The sequence below is a fragment of the Tenggerimyces flavus genome, from assembly GCF_016907715.1.
GTDB classification, from domain to species: Bacteria; Actinomycetota; Actinomycetes; order Propionibacteriales; family Actinopolymorphaceae; genus Tenggerimyces; species Tenggerimyces flavus.
In genome coordinates this window covers 1811374-1830402 of the sequence record NZ_JAFBCM010000001.1, presented here as the reverse complement: position 1 = coordinate 1830402, position 19029 = coordinate 1811374, and the positions used below count along the sequence as shown (strand labels likewise).

Below are 19029 nucleotides of genomic sequence, written 5' to 3'. Positions count from 1 at the left end.
TCCTCCAGCATTCGGTGGAATCAGAAACAGTACGCGTTAATTCCCTTGCGAGGCGCAGAGGTCGGCTGCGAGTGTGACGCGTGTCCCTCCTCGTGCGCGCCGCAGGGCTGGTCAAAGAGTTCCGCCGCGCCAAGCGCGTCCCCGGCCGGATGAGCGTGCTGCGCACGTTCCTCAGCCGCGAGTACGACGTCATCCGCGCCGTCGACGACGTCTCGTTCGACATCCACGAAGGCGAGCTCGTCGGCTACCTCGGACCGAACGGTGCCGGCAAGTCCACGACGATCAAGATGCTCACCGGCATCCTCACTCCCACCGAGGGCACGGTCGACGTCGCCGGCAACGACCCGTCCCGGCGCCGCAAGGCGAACGCGCTCAACATCGGCGTGGTCTTCGGCCAACGCAGCCAACTGTGGTGGGACCTGCCGCTCCGCGAGTCGTTCCGCGCGATCCGCGACCTGTACGGCGTCCCGGCAGCAGAAGGCGACAAGAGGCAGCACGAGCTGGTCGAGCTCCTCGACATGCAAGAGTTCCTTGACGCACCCGTTCGTCAACTGTCGTTGGGACAACGCATGCGCGGCGACCTCGCCGCAGCCATGATCTACCAACCCAGGTTGCTCTTTCTCGACGAGCCGACCGTCGGCCTCGACGTCGTCGCCAAGCATCGGATCCGCGAGTTCGTGGCGCACGCGAACCAAGCACGCGGCACCACCGTCGTCCTCACTACGCACGATCTGGAGGACGTCGAACGCCTCTGCCGCCGCATCGTGCTCATCGACCACGGGCGCGTGCTGTACGACGGCGCGCTGTCGGAGCTGATGTCCCGCTACGCGCCGTACCGCGATCTCGTTGTCACGTTGGCGAGTCCGCACGACGTCACCGTCGAGGGCGCCGAACAGGTCGCCCGCGACGGACCGGTCGTGACGCTGCGGTTCCGCTCCGACCAGGTGAAGGCGCCGGCGATCATCGCCGCGACCACCGCGGCCGCCGAGGTCGTCGACCTCGCGGTCGTCGAGCCGCGGCTCGAGGACGTCGTCTCCCGCATCTACACCCAGCGCGGCCTGCCGGCATGAGGCGCGTCTGGAGCCAGATCCGCATCGGCTACCTCACGCCCTGGTCGTACCGGACCTCCACCCTGCTCACGTTCGGCATCCTCGCGATCCAGGTCGCGCTCTACAGCGTCGTCTGGCGCGCGATCTACGCCGACCAGGGCGGCACGGTCGCCGGCGCGGACGTCCGGACCGCGGTCGGGTACGCCGTGCTCGGCCTCACGATCGCCAGCATCCTCGACACCTCGCCGTACTGGTCGATCGCCGCGCGCGTCGGCGACGGCCTGATCGGCGTCGACCTGACCCGACCGATCGGCCTGCTCACGCAGAACTTCGCCGTGCAGACCGGGTACGTCCTCGCCGCGCTCCCCGCGGTCGCGGTCGGGCTCGCCACCGGGCTCGCCGTCCAGGGCCTCGCGCCACCGGAGAACGCCGAAGCGGCCGTCGGCTTCGCGCTGAGCCTCGTGCTCGCGTTCGCGGTCTCTCAGTTGATCACGCTGCTGATGGCGCTGACGTCGTTCTGGACGGTCGAGGTCGGCGGGTTCGAGATGGCCTTCGCCGTGGTCCGGACGTTCCTGTCCGGCGCCGTCCTTCCGCTGTGGTTCATGCCCGACTGGCTGCAGGCCATCGCTCGCGCGCTGCCGTTCCAGGCGGCGACGTACACCCCGCTCTCGGTCTACTTCGGCCGCCCCACCGGCGGCCTCGTCGCGGCGCTCGGCGTGCAACTGCTGTGGGTCGTCGTGCTCACCGGCCTCTGCGCGCTGGTGTGGTCGCGCGCGAAGCACCGGGTGGTGGTGCAGGGTGGTTGAGGCGCCGTCGACCCTGCGCCAGTACGGCGTGCTGCTGCGCATCGGCCTGCAGTCCGCCCTGCAGTACCGCGCGGACTTCGTGATGACCGCCATCGGCGCGATCGCGTACGAGGCGGTGTCGCTGGCTTTCGTCGGTGTGATCGTCTTCGCGTTCGGCAGCATCGGCGGCTGGAGCTTCGTCGAGGTCGCGTTCGTGTACGGGATCCGCGCGATGGGCCACGCCCTGCACGGCGTCCTGTCCGGCCAGCTCTGGGGGACCGACGAGGTCGTCCGGCGTGGCGAGTTCGACCGCTTCCTGCTCCGGCCGGTGAACCCGCTCGTCCAGCTGCTGGCCCGGCGCTTCCAGGTCACCGCGGTCGGCGACATCGTGTTCGGACTCGTCGTGCTCACGATCACGGCGGTCGCCGCGCCGATCGTGTGGACGGTCGGTTCGGTCGCGTTCCTGATCGTGGCGGTCGTCGGCAGCGCGCTCGTGGAGTCCGCGGTGATGCTGGCGTTCGCGTCACTGTCGTTCCGGCTGCTCGTCAGCATCCCGGCGCTCCGGGTGGCGGACCTGGTGTTCGTGACGTTCGGCCCGTACCCGTTGAGCGTTCTGCCACGGACTGTCGCGCAGCTGCTCACGTTCGTGCTGCCGTTGGCGTACGCCGGGTTCTTCCCCGCTGCCGTGCTGCTCGGACGGGAGGCCGACCTGTTCGTCCCGGTCTGGCTGGCGTACGCGTCACCCGCGGTCGGAGTGCTGCTGTACGCGGCCGCCGTCGCGTTCTTCCACCGCCAGCTCAGGCACTACGCCAGCCCGGGGCACTGAGGCGGCCAGGAAGACGGCGAACGGGCCGGGCAGGACGAGCGCGATGGCGGGCAGCCAGCTCACCGCGAGCCCGGCCAGGATCGCCAGCGCCAACGTTCCGGCCGTGAGGACGGGGCGACGGGCCGCGAGCCGCAGCGCGGACAGCCAGAGGTTCCAGCCGCGCAGGCCGCTCTCGGCGAGGGTGAAGGCGGAGAGGCTCGCGACGGCCAGCAGGGCGAGCACGGTCCCGTCGACGAACAGCGGCACCAGCAGCCAAGTCCGCTCCGGGTTGGCGTTCCACAACGTCAACGTGCCCACGGCGGCCGCGCCGACGGCGCCGAGAACGAGGCCGATCTTCAATCCCGCAAGGCCGTTCCGCACCGACCATGGCTCGTCGCGCACCAGGGCACCCGCGACGGACAGTGCGCCGGCCCAGACCGGGCCGAGGACAGCGCCGAAGACGAGAGGCGCCAGCATCGGCCAGACCAGAGCCACCAGCACACCGGGAACGCACGCCACCACCACGACCAGATCGACCACCAACAGCAGCGGCAGCTGCGTCCACACGGTCCGACCGACGATGACCGGCAACTCCCCGGCCACCGCACGCAGCGCGTTCACGATCGTCATCCGCGCAGGCCCGTCATCGCCAGGCTCTGCGTGATCGGCCGTTGCGCGAGCACGAACAGGACGAGGATCGGCACCACGACCAGCGAGATCGCGGCGAAGATCACGACGGGCGAGCCGGTGCTGTACTCGCCCTGCAGGTAGACCAGTCCGACCGGGATCGTGAGCTTCTCGGGTGTCGACAGCATGATGTTCGGCCAGAAGAAGTCGTTCCAGGCCGCGAGCGAGATGAAGATCGCCAGCGCGGCGAGCGGCGGCCCGGACAGCGGCACGATCACGTGCCGGAGGATCCGGAAGTGCCCGGCGCCGTCGATGCGGGCGGCATCCTCGAGATCGCGCGGGATCGTGAGGAACCACTGCCGGAGCAGGAAGATCGCGAGCACGTTGATGAGCTGCGGCAGGTAGACGGCCTCGTGCGTGTCGACCAGGCCGAGCGAACGCAGCACCATGAACGTCGGCACGACCGTCACCTGACTCGGAACCATCAACGAGGCGAGCAGGATCACGAACAGCACGTCGCGGCCGCGGAAGCGCAGCCGGGCGAACGCGTACGCCGCCAACACGCTGACGACCAACGAGCCGGTCGTCACGATCAGCGTGATCTTCAAGCTGTTCAGGGCGAACAGGCCGAACGGGATCAGCTCGAACACCGACGCGAAGTGCTCGATCGTCAACGTCGCGGAGAACCACACCGGCGGCAGCCGGAACGCCAGCTCCGGCGGCAGGAACGAGGTGAGCAGCATCCAGTAGAACGGCGCCATCATCACCAAGCCGAGCACGATCAGCGCGACGTTCAGCACCCAGCGCCTAGTCATAGTGGACCCAGCGTCTGCCGAGGCGGAGCTGCAACAGCGTCACGGCCATGATCACCACGAAGACCACGAGCGCGAGCGCCGAGGCGTAGCCCATGTCGAACGAGCGGAACCCGGTCTCGTAGATGTGCATGACCATGCTCACGGTCCGGTTGCCCGGGCCGCCGTCGGTCATGATGAACATCGGTTCGAAGATCTGGAACGCGCCGATGAACGTGATGATCGTCGCGAAGAACAGTGTCGGCGAGAGCAGCGGCAGCGTCACGTTCCAGAACCGCTGCAACGGACCGGCACCGTCGACGAGCGCCGCCTCGCGCAGATGGGCCGGGATCCCCTGCAGCCCGGCGAGCATGATGATGAACGTGAAGCCGATCGTCTTCCACAGGTCGACCGCGATGATCGCCGGCATCGCCCACGCGTTGTCGATGAGGAAGTTCGGCGCGGGCAGCGACAGCCGCTGCAGGTAGTGCGTGATGAAGCCGTAGTTGGGGTCGAGGATGTACTTCCAGATCAGCGCGACCGCGGCCCAGGACACCAGCATGGGAAAGAAGATCGTCGTCCGCAGGAAGTAGGTCAGCACCGTGGGCATCGCGCGGTTGACCGCGAGCGCCAGCGGCAGCGCGAGCCCGATGTGCAGCACCACCGACCAGAACGTGAACAGGAACGTGTTCCCGATCGCCGCGCCGACGACCGGATCCGTTGCCATCCGGGCGAAGTTGGCGAGCCCGGCGAACTCCGCCGAGCCCAGCAGCTCCCAGTGGAACAGGCTGAGCACGATCGCGGCGAGCAGCGGCCCGGCGAGGAAGACCAGGAACAACACGTACGCCGGGCTGAGGAAGTAGTAGGCGTACGCGGCCTCGCTGCGCCAGCGGGCGAACCGTCCAGGCATGACGCGCTACAGCTTCGCCTGGATCTGCTGGTTCAGCTGCTTCAGCGCGGCGTCGGGTTTCACGTTGCCGGTAAGGACCTGGGTGAACGAGTCGATGATCGAGTGCTCGATCGCGCTCCCCTCGTCCGGCGACGGGATCGGCGTCGCGTACGTCAAGGCCTCATAGAGTTTCTCGCTGCCCGCTGGGGCGTTCTTCAGGAACGCTTCGCTCTGTGCGATCGACTTCAACGGCGGCACGATCGTGCCGGTCTGCTCGGCGTAGAGCTTGGTCGCCTCGGCCGAGCACATGAACTTCACGAACTCCCACGCGGCGTCCTTGTTCTTGGACCCCTTCAGGATCGGGTACGCGTCCCACCCGACCGGCGAGCCCTGCTTGGTCTTCTGCGGCCAGGGAACGATCTTGACCTTGTCGACGTAGTTGAGGCTGCGCAGCGTGACGGTCGGCCAGCGCCCGCCGCCGAACATCGCCAGCTTGCCCTGCGTCATCGCGGTGAACGCGTCGAACTCTCCACCAGGCTTGGGACTCAAGCCCTCGGCGACGAGCTGGCGCATGAACTCCGCGGCCTCCATGGCCTCCGGGGTGTCGGCCGTGGCCTGGGTCCAGTCGTCGTTCAGCAGGTTGGCACCGTTCGTGAACAGCCACGGCGCGGCGCCGGCGAAGTGGGTCGCGCCGACGGCCATCGCGAACGTCTGCGGGAGCTTGGTTTTGATCTGCCGGGAGATCGTGAGGAAGTCGTCCCAGGTCCAGTCGTCGCCGGGCTCGTCGACGCCGGCCTTCTGGAAGATCTCGGTGCTGTAGTGGATGCACATCGTGTTGAAGCCGTGCGGCAGGTAGAACGTCTCCTCGCCCGGGGAGGTGAGCTCGTTCGTCCACTTGATCAGGTTGGGGTGGACGTCCTTGAAGTACGGCTCGAGCTCGGCCTTGTCGCGTTCGATGTAGGTGTCGATCGGCTCGACCAGGTTGCGGCTGATGAACAGCCGTTGCCCTTCGGTCGCGACGTGGACCACGTCCGGCACCTGGCCGCCGGCGATCTGCACCGAGACCGAGTCGAAGAAGGCCGCCCAGCTGTCCGCGGCGATGTTGCGCACGGTGACCTTGATGTCGGGATGGTCCTTGTTGAAGAGCTCGACCATCTTGGCCCAGATCTTCGCGGCACCGGCGTCGCCGTACCTGATGAACGTGATCCCGTCCGACGAGCCCGAGTCGCCGTTGCCACACGCGCTCGCGAGCCCGCCGACTCCGGTGAGCCCGGCGAGCCCGACGCCGAGCGCCGCGGTGTCGCGCAGGAACTGCCGCCGGCTCCGCACGTACCGGGCGCCGGATGTGTTGCCGCCACTCGTCATGGCACTCTCCTCGCGTTTCGCCAGCAGCGCCTTGACCCCGGTGAAGCTTGATCAGCAATCGTTTTCTCACGCTAGCCAGCACAGCGCGGGGACGTCAAGCTTCCACCGGTCTTGGCCAAAGGCGGCTTGCCGCGGACGCCTCGCGCCTGTGACGAAAGTGGCTGGAGCGGTGGAGCGGCGTCTCGGCATGGGCCGACGAGCACGCTGCCCGTGTGGCTCCCCAGTGACGGCAAATGATCATGTCTACATGATCATTCGCCGCTTTACGTGGGATGTACGCCACGTAGAGCGCCCACTCACCAGGTAGAGCGGCATCGGCGCCCAACCGCCAGCACCCCGTGCGCCTCCAGCTTGGCGGGCAGCGGACCTCGCGCGACTTCCCCGTTCTCGCTCACCGTGGTGACGCTATCGACAGCCGCGCGGCAGGATGTCACGGGTGGAGCTGACATCTGGCTGGCTGTTCGAGGGTGCGCCGGTGACCCTGCCGCACACGGTGGCGCCGCTGTCGTGGCGCGACTGGGAGCCGTCCTCGTGGGAGGGCGTGTTCACGTACGAGCGGTCGTTCGACCTGCCCGCCGACTTCGCCGGGCGGCGGGTGTTCCTCGACGTGGCCGGCGCCATGACGTCGACGCGGACGTTCCTGAACGGGACCGAGGTGGGCACGCATCGCGGCGGCTATCTGCCGTTCAGCCACGAGCTGACGCCGTACCTGCGCCCGCGGGGCAACGCGCTGACGATCGAGGTCGACGCGACCTGGCAGCCGGTTCCGCCGAACGGGCACGAGCTCGGGGCCGCCGGAGTGGACTACTTCCAACCGGGCGGGCTCTATCGTTCCGTCGCGCTGCGCGCGGTGCCGCCCACGTTCGTCAGCGACGTCTGGGCACGACCGCTCGACGTCCTGGACGCCGAACGGCGGCGCGTCGAGGTCGAGGCGACGCTCGACGCCACGTCCGCCGGTCCGGCGCGGCTCGTCGTCGAGCTGCACGGACCCTCCGGAGTCGTGTCCCGCGCCGAGGTCGACCTCTCGCTCACCGCCGGGTCGAACGTCGCGCGGGTGACGCTCGACGGGCTCACGGACGTCGAGCTGTGGGACCTCGACCGGCCTCGGCTGTACGAGGTCCGCACCCTGCTCGGCGAGCACGAGGTACGTACGCGGATCGGGTTTCGCCAAGCCAGCTTCGAGAACGACGGCTTTTACCTCAACGGTCGACGGGTCCAACTGTTCGGCCTGAACCGCCACCAGCTCTATCCGTACGCCGGCATGGCGATGCCCGACCGAGTGCAGCGCGAGGACGCCCGCATCCTCCGCGAGGAACTGAACTGCACGATGGTGCGGTGCGCGCACTACCCGCAGTCGCCCGCGTTCCTCGACGCCTGCGACGAGCTCGGCCTGCTCGTGTTCGAGGAGATCCCCGGGTGGCAGCATGTCGGCGACGCCGCGTGGCAGGACCTGGCGCTGGGCGACGTCGAGGACATGATCCGGCGGGACCGCAACCGGCCGTCCGTTGTCGTGTGGGGCGTCCGCGTGAACGAGTCCGAGCTCTGGCCCGAGCTCTACGATCGCACGCAGGCGTTGGCGAAACGGCTCGATCCCGATCGGCAGACGAGCGGCGCGATGCTCGCCAAGTTCCACTCGGCGGAGGGGTTCGCGCAGGACGTGTTCGCGTACAACTGTTACGCCCACGACGAGTCCGGCGCGACGCTGAAGCCGCCGCTCGACGGAATCCCGTTCCTCGTCACCGAGGCGATCGGGTCGCTCGCCGGTCCGCACTTCTACCGGCGGACGGACCCGCCGTCGGTGCAGGCGCGGCAGGCGTTCCTGCACGCGCAGGTGCACGACCAGGCCGCCCGCGATCCGCGCTACGCCGGCGTGCTCGCGTGGCAGGCGTTCGACTACGACTCGATGAACGGCTGGGTCGACCATCGACTGAAGTGCAACGGCGTCGGCGACACGTTCCGGATCCCCAAGCTGGGTGCGGCAATCTATGCCGCGCAGGTCTCGCCAGCCGTCCGTCCGGTGATCGCGCCGGCGTTCCACTGGGACCCCGCGTTGCCGCTCGGCCGCGGCGAGCTGGTCTGCTCGAACTGCGACCGCCTCGAGCTGTACGTCGGCTCCGCGCACGTCACGTCGGCGCTTCCTGACCGGGAGCGCTTCCCTTCGATCGCGTACGCGCCGTCGTTCGTGGATCTCTCGCCCTCGTTGGAGGTGCTGCGCATCGACGGGTACGTCGGCGACCGTCTCGTGCTCACGCGGCACTTCTCGGCCGACGTTGGGGCCGACGTCTTGTCGGTGGCGGCCTCGTCCGCCGAGCTCGTCGCCGACGGCGCCGACGCCACCCGCGTCGTGATCCGGGCGGTCGACCGTTACGGCAACGTACGCACGACCACGACCGGCGAGGTGTCGGTGGAGCTTCGCGGTCCTGCCGTGCTGGTCGGCGACCCCACGTTCGCTCTGGAAGCCAACGGCGGCGCGTTCGCGGTGTGGGTCCGCTCGCTCCCTGGCGCGACCGGTCCGGTGGCCGTGACCGCCCGGCACCCGAGGCTTGGTGTCGGCTCCTTGACGCTCGCGGTTACGACGTCGTAGCGTTTCTCTCGAATACGCCAGATGTCTCTCGTATTTCGTATGAAGGAACCCACGTGACGCTGCGCGAGCTGTACGAGCTGTCCATCCGTCTCGGCATGAAGCACGACCTCCGCGGCGAGGCCGCGCTGCTCGCGCAGTTGGAGCGCCGGCGGGAGGAGTACGAGCTTCTGCCGGAGTGGCAGCAGCCCTTCTACGACCAGGAGCGGTTCCGCAACCCGTACGGCGACGTCCGCATCGCGCGCGGACCGGACGACACCGAGCTCACCACTGTGCTGCTCGGCGTCGACATCCACATCCCCGAGCTCCTCCTCGCCGACCGCCTGCGTGAGAAGGGGCGGCGCATCGACGCGGTCATCGCGCACCACGTGCACGGGGTCGGGCGGTCGGCGTTCCTGCCGCACGACTTCATGACGTACGACATCGACTCGCTCGTCGCCGAGGGCGTGAACCGGTCGGCGGCCGAGGCGCTGATCCTGCCGTACATCGAGGCCAAGCTCGCCGGCATGGAGGACAACCACAGCCGCGGGCCGGCGGTGGCGGAGCTGTTGGATCTCCCGTTCGCGTGCATCCATACGCCAGCCGACTTCTACATCAGCGTGGGCGTGCAGGCCGCGCTCGACGAGGCGAAGCCGGCGACGCTCGCCGACACGATCCCCGCGCTGCTGACGATCCCCGAGATCGCGTCCGCCGCCACCCAGCTCGGCGCGCTGCCGCGGATCTTCGGCGCGTCGCCGGAGCGCGAGGTCGGCCGGGTGTTCCACAAGTTCGGCGGCGGCTACATCTTCCCGCCGTCGGCGTACGCGTTGCTGGGCGCGGCGGGCGTACGTACGGTCTTCCAGATCCACTGCGAGCCGGTCTACGCCGAAGCGGCCGCGGCCGCGGGGGTGGCGATCGTGCGGGTGCCACATGCGGCGGGGGACAACATCGGGCTGAACCTGTTGCTGGACGACGTCGAGGCTGAGCTCGGAGCGCTGGAGGTTATTGGGTGTGGCGGCTTCGAACGCCACTCCCGCCGGGCTTAGCCACGGCTCGCTGCTGCTCCCGCATGGGCGCGCGATGCTGTGCCGTTTCGCGGCCATTGCTTGCTCCGGCTCCCGGCTGCTCCCGCGACCTCTCCCGTACCCCCCAACCACTACAGCCATGACGCTGTCGCTTCACCCACCAGCCCGTCGCCACCTCACCTCCGGCTGCAGGTTGCCACGTCGCGCGCCGCCACTCCTGCGTTCCATCCCGGTCGCCGTCACCCTTCCGTCCCTTCCACCTCTCGACCATCGCCCTTTGGGGGCGTACTGTCCTCTGTTGCTTTGCTCAACTGTGCTTGGGCAATCAGCTGGTCGGGCTGTGGCGGCGGTCGAGTGTGGTGGCCGGTCCGGGGCGCGTCAAGGGCGCCTCTCTGGGGCGCTTCGCGGAGGAGAGAGGCGTCGCTTCGCGACCGCTTTGCGGCCCTTGACTCGCCCCGGCCCGGCCACCTGTTTCATACGCGCCGCCCCCGCCCCCGGAACAGTTCCCCGGGACAGGCCTGCCTGCGCCTTGGGTTTGTTGCCGTGTTGCGGCTTCTTGTGGGGCCCGCCGTCGCTTGCGGTGGCGATGATGTCGGGGATTGCCCTTGCCGGGTTGGGCATTAGCCAGATTCGGCTGGTAGAATTCTGCTATGGAATCGACCACCTGCTCGAACACCACCGGCACCGCCGATGGTGTATCGGCGTGGTCGATGACCGATGACCAACTCACCACCGCACTCCTCGACAACGCCACCCAGCTGAACCAGCTTCAAGGCCGCCAGCTCGAGCTCATCCGCGAGGCCGACTCCCGGAACCTCGCCGTGTCGGCGGGTGCGGCGAACACCGCGCAGTGGGTTGCCGGCGTCCTTCGGGTCCCGACTGCTGAGGCCGGTGCGATGGTGAAGCTGGCCAGCCACCTCGACACCGAGCTGCCCGCCACCGCGCAAGCGTTAGCTGACGGCCACCTATCGGTGGGCCATGCCCGGGTGATCTCCCGCGTGGTGCAGATGCTGCCCTCCCACATTTCGACACCCGAGCTGCGGTCCCAAGTTGAAGCCACTCTGCTGAAGAATGCCGCCACCTTCGACCCCAAGGTCTTGGGCAAGGTCGGGAACCATCTGTTGACGGTCGTCGCCCCGGATCTTGCCGACCAGGTCCTGGAACTGAAGCTCAAACAAGAAGAAGCCAGCGCCGAACGGGACCGGTTCCTCCGCATGACCTTCGACACCACGTCAGGGACATGGCGGGTCACCGCCCGACTCCCCAAACTCGTCGGAGAACGCCTCAAACTCGTCCTCGACCCGCTCGCCGCACCCCAGCCCGGATCCGACGGCCGCGATACCCGCCTCCCCGAACAGCGCAACGTCGACGCCCTCGACGAGGCCTGCCGCCGGTTGTTGGCCGAGAAACTGGTTCCGTCCCACGGTGGGAACCCCACCCAACTCGTCGTCACCCTCACCCAGACTGGCGGGCGGACCCTGCACACCGGGATCGAACTGTCCCGCAAACTCGTCGACCAGCTCATGTGCGAAGCGGACCGCACCTACTTGGTGAAGCCCGAGGACCAGCCCGGTCGGGTCAGTCTTCTGACCGATGCCCAGCAGCGGCTGTTCCAAGGCAAGCTGCGCCGCTTGCTCGAGCTTCGCGACGGTGGGTGTGCGTTCCCTGGCTGTGATCGGCCCCCCGGTTGGTGTCACGCCCACCACGTCACTCCGTGGAGCAAGGGTGGATCCACCACCCGGGACAACGGGGTCCTGCTCTGCGGGTATCACCACCGCCTCATCCACCAAGGCGCCTGGCAAGTCCGCATCGCACTCGACGGATTACCCGAGTTCTTACCCCCGGACTGGATCGACCCCCAGCGTCGACCACTCCGCAACCACCGCCTCACCCCGGCCGCCTAAGCGGCGGCCGGGGCGGCGAGTGCTGCGCGTGGCCAAATCGCCAACTGTCACGGTGGAATCCCCGGACGGCCAGACTTGGACAGGCGGCCTCTGGTGGCGGCGGCGAGATGCCCCTGATTGCCCCGTTCATCGGGTGGGCCGACCCCTCGTCCTATGAGATGCCGTTGACACCGGTTCGGCCGCGTCGCTAGCTTCGCGATCACGGGGATGGCTCGAACCGTCACGATTCTGGAGGGGTACATCGTGAGGCGTCGACTCTTCGTAGCCGCAGCGGCCGTCCTCGTTCTCGGGACCGGAGCCACCTACGCTCCGGAGTACGGGTCGGGCGGCGACCACAACGAGACCCGGCACACCTACGTCGGGACGGACGAGATCATCGCCAATCCCGACCGCGGTTTCTACCACCACACCGAGACGCACGCGCGCGTCGACGGGACGGGGTACGCGCCGCTGGATCCGGTGAAGCTCCAAGAGTGGCGGCAGAACGAGCAGATCACCCAGATTCTGCGCGTGTTCTACCTGGAGCGCTTCGTCGGCGCCGATCTCGACAAGGCCTACCTCGACCAGGTCCGCGCGGACTTCCGGACCGCACGCGACAACGGGGTGAAGGTGGTCGTGCGGTTCGCGTACGCGCAGCCGAAGGACGCCTGGCCCTACCAGCCGCCGTACGGCGACGCGCCCAAGGAGCGGGTCCTCCGCCACATCGACCAGCTCGCGCCCGTCCTCCGGCAGAACGCGGACGTGATCGCTGCGGTGCAGGCGGGGTTCATTGGGCTGTGGGGCGAGTGGTACTACACCGACCACTTCGTCGCCGACCCGGCCAACCCCGGCGAGGTCACCGACGCCGACTGGGCCGCGCGCCGCGAGGTCGTGTTGGCGCTGCTCGACGCGCTGCCGGACTCGCGCATGGTGCAGGTGCGCACGATGATGATGAAGCAGCGCATCTTCAACCGTCCCACGGGTGTCGAGGGAGCGCTGACGTCGCGGGAGGCGTTCTCCGAACGGAACGTGGCGCGCGTCGGTCACCACAACGATTGCTTCCTCGCCAGCCCGGACGACTTCGGCACGTTCCTGTCCGACCCGATCACGCTCGACCAGGAGTACCTCGCCCAGGACTCCCGCTACGTGCCGATCGGCGGCGAGACCTGCACCGTCAACCCGCCGCGCTCGGAGTGGGCGTCGGCGTCCGCCGAGATGGCGCGTTACCACTACAGCTACCTGAACTCCGACTACAACAGGGACGTGTTGGGGAGCTGGGGTGCGAACATCGACGAGGCGAAACGCCGCCTGGGTTACCGAATCTCCTTGCGTGATGGGGAGTTCACCGATGGCGTACGGCCCGATCGCGCCTTGGACGTCGAGCTGTCGTTGCGGAACGACGGATGGGCCTCGCCCTACAACGAGCGCGACGTCGAGCTGATCCTGCGGAGCGCGTCGCGTACGTACGCGGTCAACCTGCGCGAAGACCCGCGCCGCTGGTCCGCCGGCAGGACGGTCGAAGTGGAAGCCGAGATCTGCGCCACCATCCCGCCCGGTCGCTACGACCTGCTGCTGAACCTCCCCGCGGCCGAGCACTCCCTCGCCACACCGGAGCGCAACAGCGACTACGCCGTACGGCTGGCGAACGCCGACGTGTGGGAGGCGGCGACCGGCTACAACGACCTCCACCACACGCTGACCGTGAGCCGCAACCAACCCCGGACGGGCGACTGCGACGACGCCCGCCGCCCGCACCGCGTGGACTAGACCCGTCACCCCTTGCCGGCGAAAAGCAGTCCGCCGGGAAGGGAGGGTGGGCCTATGCTCGCGCGATGACTCCCGCGCTGCTTGCCGAACTGATCCGCACGGTGACCACCGACGTGCTGGTCCGACGCGGGCTGGCCATCGAAGCGCTCCCGCATGAGCTGGCCGTCGAGCGGCCGAAGAACCCCGAGCACGGCGACTACTCCACGAACGTCGCCATGCGGATCGCCAAGCAGGTAGGGGTTTCGCCGCGCGAGCTGGCGCAGTGGATCGCCGACGAGCTCGGCACTCAGGACGGCATCCAAGGCGCAGAGATCGCCGGGCCGGGGTTCGTGAACGTACGGCTCGCCACCCAGGCGCTCGGCGGCATCGTCGCCGACGTCCTTCACCAGCAGGAGAACTACGGCACCGGCACAGAGCTCGAAGGCAAGGCCGTCAACCTCGAGTTCGTCTCCGCCAACCCCACCGGCCCACTGCACCTCGGCGCCACCAGGTGGGCCGCGGTCGGCGACGCGCTCGGCCGTGTCCTGCAAGCCCGCGGCGCCAACGTCACCAGGGAGTACTACTTCAACGACGCCGGCGCGCAGATCGACCGGTTCGTCGCCTCCCTCAAGGCCGCCGCCCATCACGAGCCGGCACCCGAGGACGGCTACGTCGGCGCCTACATCGACGAGATCGCCCAACAGGTCCTGGCCCAAGACCCCACCGCACGCGACAACGACGAAGTCCTCCACCATCGCGGCGTCGGCCTCATGTTCGACGAGATCAAGCGCTCACTGCACGAGTTCGGCACCGACTTCGACGTCTGGTTCCACGAACGTACGCTGCACGACAACGGCGCCGTCGCCAAGGCCGTCGAACGTCTCCGGCAGACCAACGCTCTCTACGAGCACGACGGCGCGTGGTGGCTGAGATCGACCGACTACGGCGACGACAAGGACCGCCCGGTCATCAAGTCCGACGGCCAGCCCGCCTACATCGCCGGCGACATCGCGTACTACCTCGACAAGCGCGAGCGCGGGTTCGACCTCTGCATCTACCTGCTCGGTGCCGATCACCACGGCTACATCGCCCGGCTCCGCGCGGCAGCGGCCGCGACTGGCAACGATCCCACCACAGTCGAGGTGCTGATCGGCCAAATGGTCAACCTTGTCAAGAACGGCTTGCCGGTCCGAATGAGCAAGCGGGCTGGCAACATCGTCACGATGGACGACCTCGTCGAAGCGGTCGGCGTCGATGCGGCACGGTACGCGCTGATCCGTTCCTCGGTCGACGCGACGCTGAACATCGACCTCGACCTGCTCGGGAAGAGGGCCAACGACAATCCCGTCTTCTACGTCCAGTACGCCCACGCCAGACTCGCCGCGATCGCGCGCGCCGCCGACGACCTCGGCATCGCGCCGGGCGACCGGTACGACCTCCTCGAGCACCCGCGCGAGAGCGAGCTGATCCGTACGATCGGCGCCTTCCCCGAGACCGTCGCGGCCGCCGCCGAGCTCCGGGAACCGCACCGGGTGGCGCGCTTCCTCGAGCAGCTCGCCGGCGCGTACCACCGGTTCTACGACACCTGCCGCGTCCTCCCGATGGGCGACGAGGAGACCACCGACCTGCACCGCGCCCGCCTCGCCCTCTGCCACGCGGCACGGCAGGTCCTCGCGAACGGTCTCGGTCTGCTCGGCGTCACGGCTCCCGAACGCATGTAGCGGGAGCTCAGAGCTCGTCGAGGCGAGCCGTCAGGTAGGCGCGTTCCGCATCGGTGGCAGCGAGCGCGATCGCCTCGCGGTAGGCCTCCGCCGCGGCGGCCGAAGCGCCCTGCCGGCGCAGCAGGTCGGCGCGCGTCGCCGGCAGCAGGTGGTAGCCGTCGAGCTCACCCGACGCGACGAGTTCGTCGACCAGCTTCAACCCCGCTGCGGGACCGTCCGCCATCGCGACGGCCACCGCCCGGTTGAGCCGCACGACCGGCGACGGCGTGTAGTGCAGCAGGTCGTCGTACAGCGCCACGATCTGCGCCCAGTCCGTCGCCTCGACGGTCGGTGCGATCGCGTGCACCGCGGCGATCGCGGCCTGCAGCTGGTACGGGCCGGGCGTCGCGCGCAGGTGCGACAGCCCCTCCGCGATCCGCGCCCGGTCCCAGCGCGAGCGGTCCTGCCGTTCCAACGTCACCAACGCGCCGTCGTCGTCGACCCGCGTCGAACGGCGGGCGTCGTGCAGCAGCATCAACGCCAGCAGCCCCAACGACTCCGGCTCGGGAAGCAGCTGAACGAGCAAGCGGGCAAGGCGAATCGCTTCACCACTGAGGTTCTGCCGGATCAGGTCCGCACCCGTCGTCGCCGAGTATCCCTCGTTGAACAGCAGATACACCACGGCGAGCACCGACGACAGCCGCTCCTGCAACAGGTGCGGAGGCGGCACGCGGTACGGGATGTTCGCCTCGCGGATCTTCCGCTTCGCGCGGGTGAGCCGCTGGTACATCGTCGGCTCGGGGACGAGGAACGCGCGTGCGATCTCCGCGGTCGTCAGACCGGTCAACGTCCGCAGCGTCAACGCGATCCGCGCGTCGAACGGCAACGCCGGGTGGCAGCACGTGAAGATCAGCCGGAGCCGGTCGTCGTGCACCTCGTCCGGCTCGGCGACCTCGCCGGACGCGTCGCGCTCGAGCAGAGCGAGGTCGCGCAGCTTCTCCGTACCCCTGGCCGCGTGCCGGATCCGGTCCGTCGCGCGATTGCGCGCGGTCGTCGTCAGCCAGGCACCGGGGTTGCGCGGGATGCCGTCGCGCTTCCAGCGTTCCAAAGCGGTCGTGAACGCGTCGGCCGCGCTGTCCTCGGCCAGGTCCCAGTCGCCGGTGACGCGGATGAGCGTCGCGACGACCTGACCCCACTCGCTCTGGAACGCCGCCGCGACCGCCGCCTCGACGTCGGAGGCATCGGACGTGTCGGAGGTGTCGAGGCTCATTCCCAGACCGGTCGGACCTCGACCGTGCCCCACTTCGCGAACGGGTGTCCCGCCGCGACCTCGATCGCCTCGTCCAGGTGCTCGACCTCGATCACCATGAACCCGCCGACGAAATCCTTGGTCTCGGCGTACGGCCCGTCAGAGACCAGCGTCTCGCCGTTGCGGACCTGCACCTTCGTCGTCGCCTCGGGGCGCAGCCGCGCGCCGCCTCGGGTGATGCCACGCGCCACCAGGTCGTCGTACCAGACCTTGTGCTCCGGCCACTCGCCGATCTCCTGCGGCGACTCCCAGTGGTCGTCGCCGTGCCAAATCGTCAGTTGATACTTCACGAGGCCCGACTGTAGAGCCTCGCACCGACAAACGGCGAGGTCACGACAGGTGGAGCTCCTTGGCGAGCTCGTCGAGCCGGTCCCACGCCGGGGACGGCAGCGCGGTCGACGCGACGAGCCGGGCGACGGTGAGGTCGTCGATCGGAGTACTCGTCCCCTGCTCCCCCAGCACCCGCACCGTCCGTTCGGCCAGCGGCCGAAGCCGCGGGTCGTCCGGCGACCAGGAGAACGCGGCGTCGTACTCGAGGTAGACCTCCCGGAACTCCGGGTTGCCGAAGATGTCCCGCTTGTCCGCGATCCACACTGCCGCGTCCTTCGGCGAGACCGACTGCATCAGGATCCAGCCGTCGCGCTCCATCCGGATCATCCGCTCGCTGACCCCGAGGGCACGCAGGTCGTCGAGGAAGGCGTTGACCTCGGCCGACACGAACAGCTGGTCGCCGGCGCTGAGCTGGGCGATCCGTTGCCGCGTACGACGGATCTCGGCGGCCCGTTCCCGCAGCGACTGGTCGATCTCGGTGATGGCCGCGGCGAACCGTTCAGGGCCTGCGGCGAGCAGTTCCTTGATCCGCGCGAGCGGCACGCCGGCCTGCGCGAGCGTCCTGATCTTGACCAGCTGGATCGCGTCCTCGGCGGTGTACCGCCGGTAGCCGGAGGAGTCCCGCGGCGGCTCGGCGAGCAGCCCGCGCCGGTGGTAGTGCCGGACGGCCTTGATCGTGACGCCCGCGTAGTCGGCGACCTGACCGATGGTGATCATCACCACCTCCGGTGTGAATGAAGGGCACCTTCATTCAATAGGTTCGAATGAAGGTGCCCTTCATTCAAACGGCGGCGGGTCATCCTGTCATCCGACGCGGCGGAAGATCCGGCCGGCGAGGTCGCCACCGACGATCGCGCCGCTGTCGTCGCGGGTGAAGTAGCCGCGCTGTCCCTGCATAGCGCCGCCGAGGATCAGGAACTCGTCGTCGGGCAGCAGGCCGACGGGCTCCGCGTCGTACCCCGGCGGCAGCTCCTGGTCGGCGGCCGCGCGGATCTCCGGGAGGATGTCGACGGCCAGCGTGAGCTGCGCGCCGTCGGTGGCGAGGACGACCTGCATGGCGTCGTTCGCGTACGTGCCCGCGATCTCCCGCGCTCGCGCGTCGTCGTACGCCAGCGGCTCGGGGTCGCGCTCGATCACGCCAACGTACGTCTCGAGTGCCCAGCGCACGACCGCCTGGTTGAACGGGATGCCGTTCGGCGCGGCGTTCGACACCGTGACGATCGCGATGTTCCGCTCGGGAACGAGCAGCAGCTCGGCGAACTGCCCGTTCGACGACCCGCCGTGGCCGGCCAAGCCGACCCCGTCGACGGTACGCAGGAACCAGCAGAGCCCGAGCGCGTCGCCGAGCGCACTCGCGCGCAGCTCCACGGTCGGCTGCCGCATCCGGCGCAGCTGCTCGTCGCCGTCGAGGTGCGACCGCGCCCAGGTCAGCAGGTCGGCGACCGACGACGCGAGCCCGCCGCCCGGGTTGTCGCCGCGCCCGAACCGCCATGGCCGCGCGACCGCCGGCGAGCCGTCGTCGGCGGGGTTGTGGCCGACCGAGAACCGCCGCGTCATCACGTCATCGCGCAGGAAGTGCGTGTTGCGCAGCCCGAGCGGTTCGGTCGCGATCGTGGCGACGGCCTTCTCGTACGTCAGGCCGGTGACGTTCTCGATCACGCGGCCGAGCAGGTTGTAGCCGCCCTGGCTGTACGAGGCGCGCGTGCCGGGCGGCGCGATCTGGCCGAGGTCGCCCATGGCTTCGACGTAGCGGGCCAGCGCGTCGTCGCCCTCGCCGGTGTCGACGAGGACGCCCCAGTCGAGGCCGGAGGTGTGGTTGAGCAGCTGGGCGATCGTGATGCTGTCGTCGGGCAGCTTCGCGTCGGGCACGTACTGGCGGACCGGCGCCTCCAGGTCGACCTTGCCCTCGGCGGCGAGGCGCATGATCACGGTCGAGGTGAACGTCTTGGAGACGGAGCCGATCAGGAACAGTGTGTCCTGGTCGACCGGCAGCGGGTTCTCGAGGCTGGTGACGCCGTGGGATGCGTACGACGCCTGGCCGTCGGCCCAGATGCCGACGGCCACGCCGGGGATCTCGAACCGCTTCGCGGTGGCGGAGACGAACTCGGTGAGGGTCTGTGTAGGGGTCATGCCGACGATGCTCCAAGGTTGCCCCAGGGTCAAGG

At 68.9% G+C, this 19029-nt stretch carries 16 protein-coding genes; 8 read left to right on the top strand and 8 right to left on the bottom strand.

Going from position 1 to position 19029, the window contains the following annotated elements; all coding sequences use genetic code 11:
- The first annotated feature begins 80 nt into the window (after positions 1-80).
- The 3 genes from JOD67_RS08440 to JOD67_RS08430 are packed head-to-tail and all read left to right on the top strand — an operon-like array spanning position 81 to position 2660.
- Positions 81-1070: an ABC transporter ATP-binding protein gene (locus tag JOD67_RS08440; RefSeq protein WP_307782319.1), complete on the top strand. Its 990-nt coding sequence runs from the start codon at positions 81-83 to the stop codon at positions 1068-1070.
- A complete protein-coding gene (locus JOD67_RS08435) occupies positions 1067-1855 on the top strand; it encodes an ABC transporter permease (protein WP_205116819.1) in 789 nt (262 codons plus the stop codon). The genes JOD67_RS08440 and JOD67_RS08435 overlap by 4 nt, the downstream gene beginning before the upstream one ends.
- Positions 1848-2660, top strand: coding sequence for an ABC transporter permease (locus JOD67_RS08430; RefSeq protein WP_205116816.1), 813 nt, complete (start codon positions 1848-1850; stop codon positions 2658-2660). Before JOD67_RS08435 ends, JOD67_RS08430 begins: the two co-directional genes overlap by 8 nt.
- Here JOD67_RS08430 and JOD67_RS08425 read toward each other — a convergent pair.
- The 4 genes from JOD67_RS08425 to JOD67_RS08410 are packed head-to-tail and all read right to left on the bottom strand — an operon-like array spanning position 2574 to position 6311.
- Positions 2574-3269: a hypothetical protein gene (locus tag JOD67_RS08425; protein ID WP_205116814.1), complete on the bottom strand. Its 696-nt coding sequence runs from the start codon at positions 3267-3269 to the stop codon at positions 2574-2576. The two genes, JOD67_RS08430 and JOD67_RS08425, sit on opposite strands and share 87 nt — an antisense overlap.
- Complete coding sequence (locus tag JOD67_RS08420; protein ID WP_205116812.1) at positions 3266-4081, bottom strand: carbohydrate ABC transporter permease; 816 nt, start codon at positions 4079-4081, stop codon at positions 3266-3268. The genes JOD67_RS08425 and JOD67_RS08420 overlap by 4 nt, the downstream gene beginning before the upstream one ends.
- Positions 4074-4967: a carbohydrate ABC transporter permease gene (locus JOD67_RS08415; RefSeq protein WP_205116810.1), complete on the bottom strand. Its 894-nt coding sequence runs from the start codon at positions 4965-4967 to the stop codon at positions 4074-4076. Before JOD67_RS08415 ends, JOD67_RS08420 begins: the two co-directional genes overlap by 8 nt.
- A gap of 6 nt (positions 4968-4973) precedes the next feature.
- Positions 4974-6311 (bottom strand): ABC transporter substrate-binding protein, encoded by a 1338-nt coding sequence (locus tag JOD67_RS08410; protein WP_205116808.1) that lies wholly within the window; start codon positions 6309-6311, stop codon positions 4974-4976.
- Positions 6312-6747: 436 nt separating this feature from the next.
- On the opposite strand from JOD67_RS08410, the gene JOD67_RS08405 reads away from it, so the two are divergent.
- From JOD67_RS08405 to argS, 5 genes are all read left to right on the top strand, one after another.
- Positions 6748-8895 carry a glycoside hydrolase family 2 protein gene (locus JOD67_RS08405; protein ID WP_205116806.1) on the top strand — a complete coding sequence of 716 codons (2148 nt, stop codon included), beginning with the start codon at positions 6748-6750 and terminating at the stop codon, positions 8893-8895.
- A 53-nt stretch (positions 8896-8948) separates the two neighbouring features.
- A complete protein-coding gene (locus JOD67_RS08400) occupies positions 8949-9917 on the top strand; it encodes a hypothetical protein (protein WP_205116804.1) in 969 nt (322 codons plus the stop codon).
- Positions 9918-10546: 629 nt separating this feature from the next.
- The gene (locus tag JOD67_RS08395; protein ID WP_205116803.1) at positions 10547-11800 is read left to right on the top strand and encodes an HNH endonuclease signature motif containing protein; all 1254 of its coding nucleotides are present in this window, start codon (positions 10547-10549) and stop codon (positions 11798-11800) included.
- A gap of 243 nt (positions 11801-12043) precedes the next feature.
- Entirely contained in the window at positions 12044-13546 is a 1503-nt protein-coding gene (locus JOD67_RS08390) for a DUF4832 domain-containing protein (protein ID WP_307782318.1), read from the top strand.
- A gap of 65 nt (positions 13547-13611) precedes the next feature.
- Positions 13612-15246 carry an arginine--tRNA ligase gene (gene argS, locus JOD67_RS08385; protein ID WP_205116801.1) on the top strand — a complete coding sequence of 545 codons (1635 nt, stop codon included), beginning with the start codon at positions 13612-13614 and terminating at the stop codon, positions 15244-15246.
- A 7-nt stretch (positions 15247-15253) separates the two neighbouring features.
- On the opposite strand, the gene JOD67_RS08380 is transcribed toward argS, so the two are convergent.
- From JOD67_RS08380 to JOD67_RS08365, 4 genes are all read right to left on the bottom strand, one after another.
- Positions 15254-16495: an RNA polymerase sigma factor gene (locus JOD67_RS08380; RefSeq protein WP_205116800.1), complete on the bottom strand. Its 1242-nt coding sequence runs from the start codon at positions 16493-16495 to the stop codon at positions 15254-15256.
- The gene (locus tag JOD67_RS08375) at positions 16492-16824 is read right to left on the bottom strand and encodes a YciI family protein (RefSeq protein WP_205116799.1); all 333 of its coding nucleotides are present in this window, start codon (positions 16822-16824) and stop codon (positions 16492-16494) included. The genes JOD67_RS08380 and JOD67_RS08375 overlap by 4 nt, the downstream gene beginning before the upstream one ends.
- A gap of 40 nt (positions 16825-16864) precedes the next feature.
- The gene (locus tag JOD67_RS08370; RefSeq protein ID WP_205116798.1) at positions 16865-17581 is read right to left on the bottom strand and encodes a MerR family transcriptional regulator; all 717 of its coding nucleotides are present in this window, start codon (positions 17579-17581) and stop codon (positions 16865-16867) included.
- A gap of 87 nt (positions 17582-17668) precedes the next feature.
- Positions 17669-18994, bottom strand: coding sequence for a serine hydrolase domain-containing protein (locus JOD67_RS08365; RefSeq protein ID WP_205116796.1), 1326 nt, complete (start codon positions 18992-18994; stop codon positions 17669-17671).
- Positions 18995-19029: the final 35 nt, after the last annotated feature.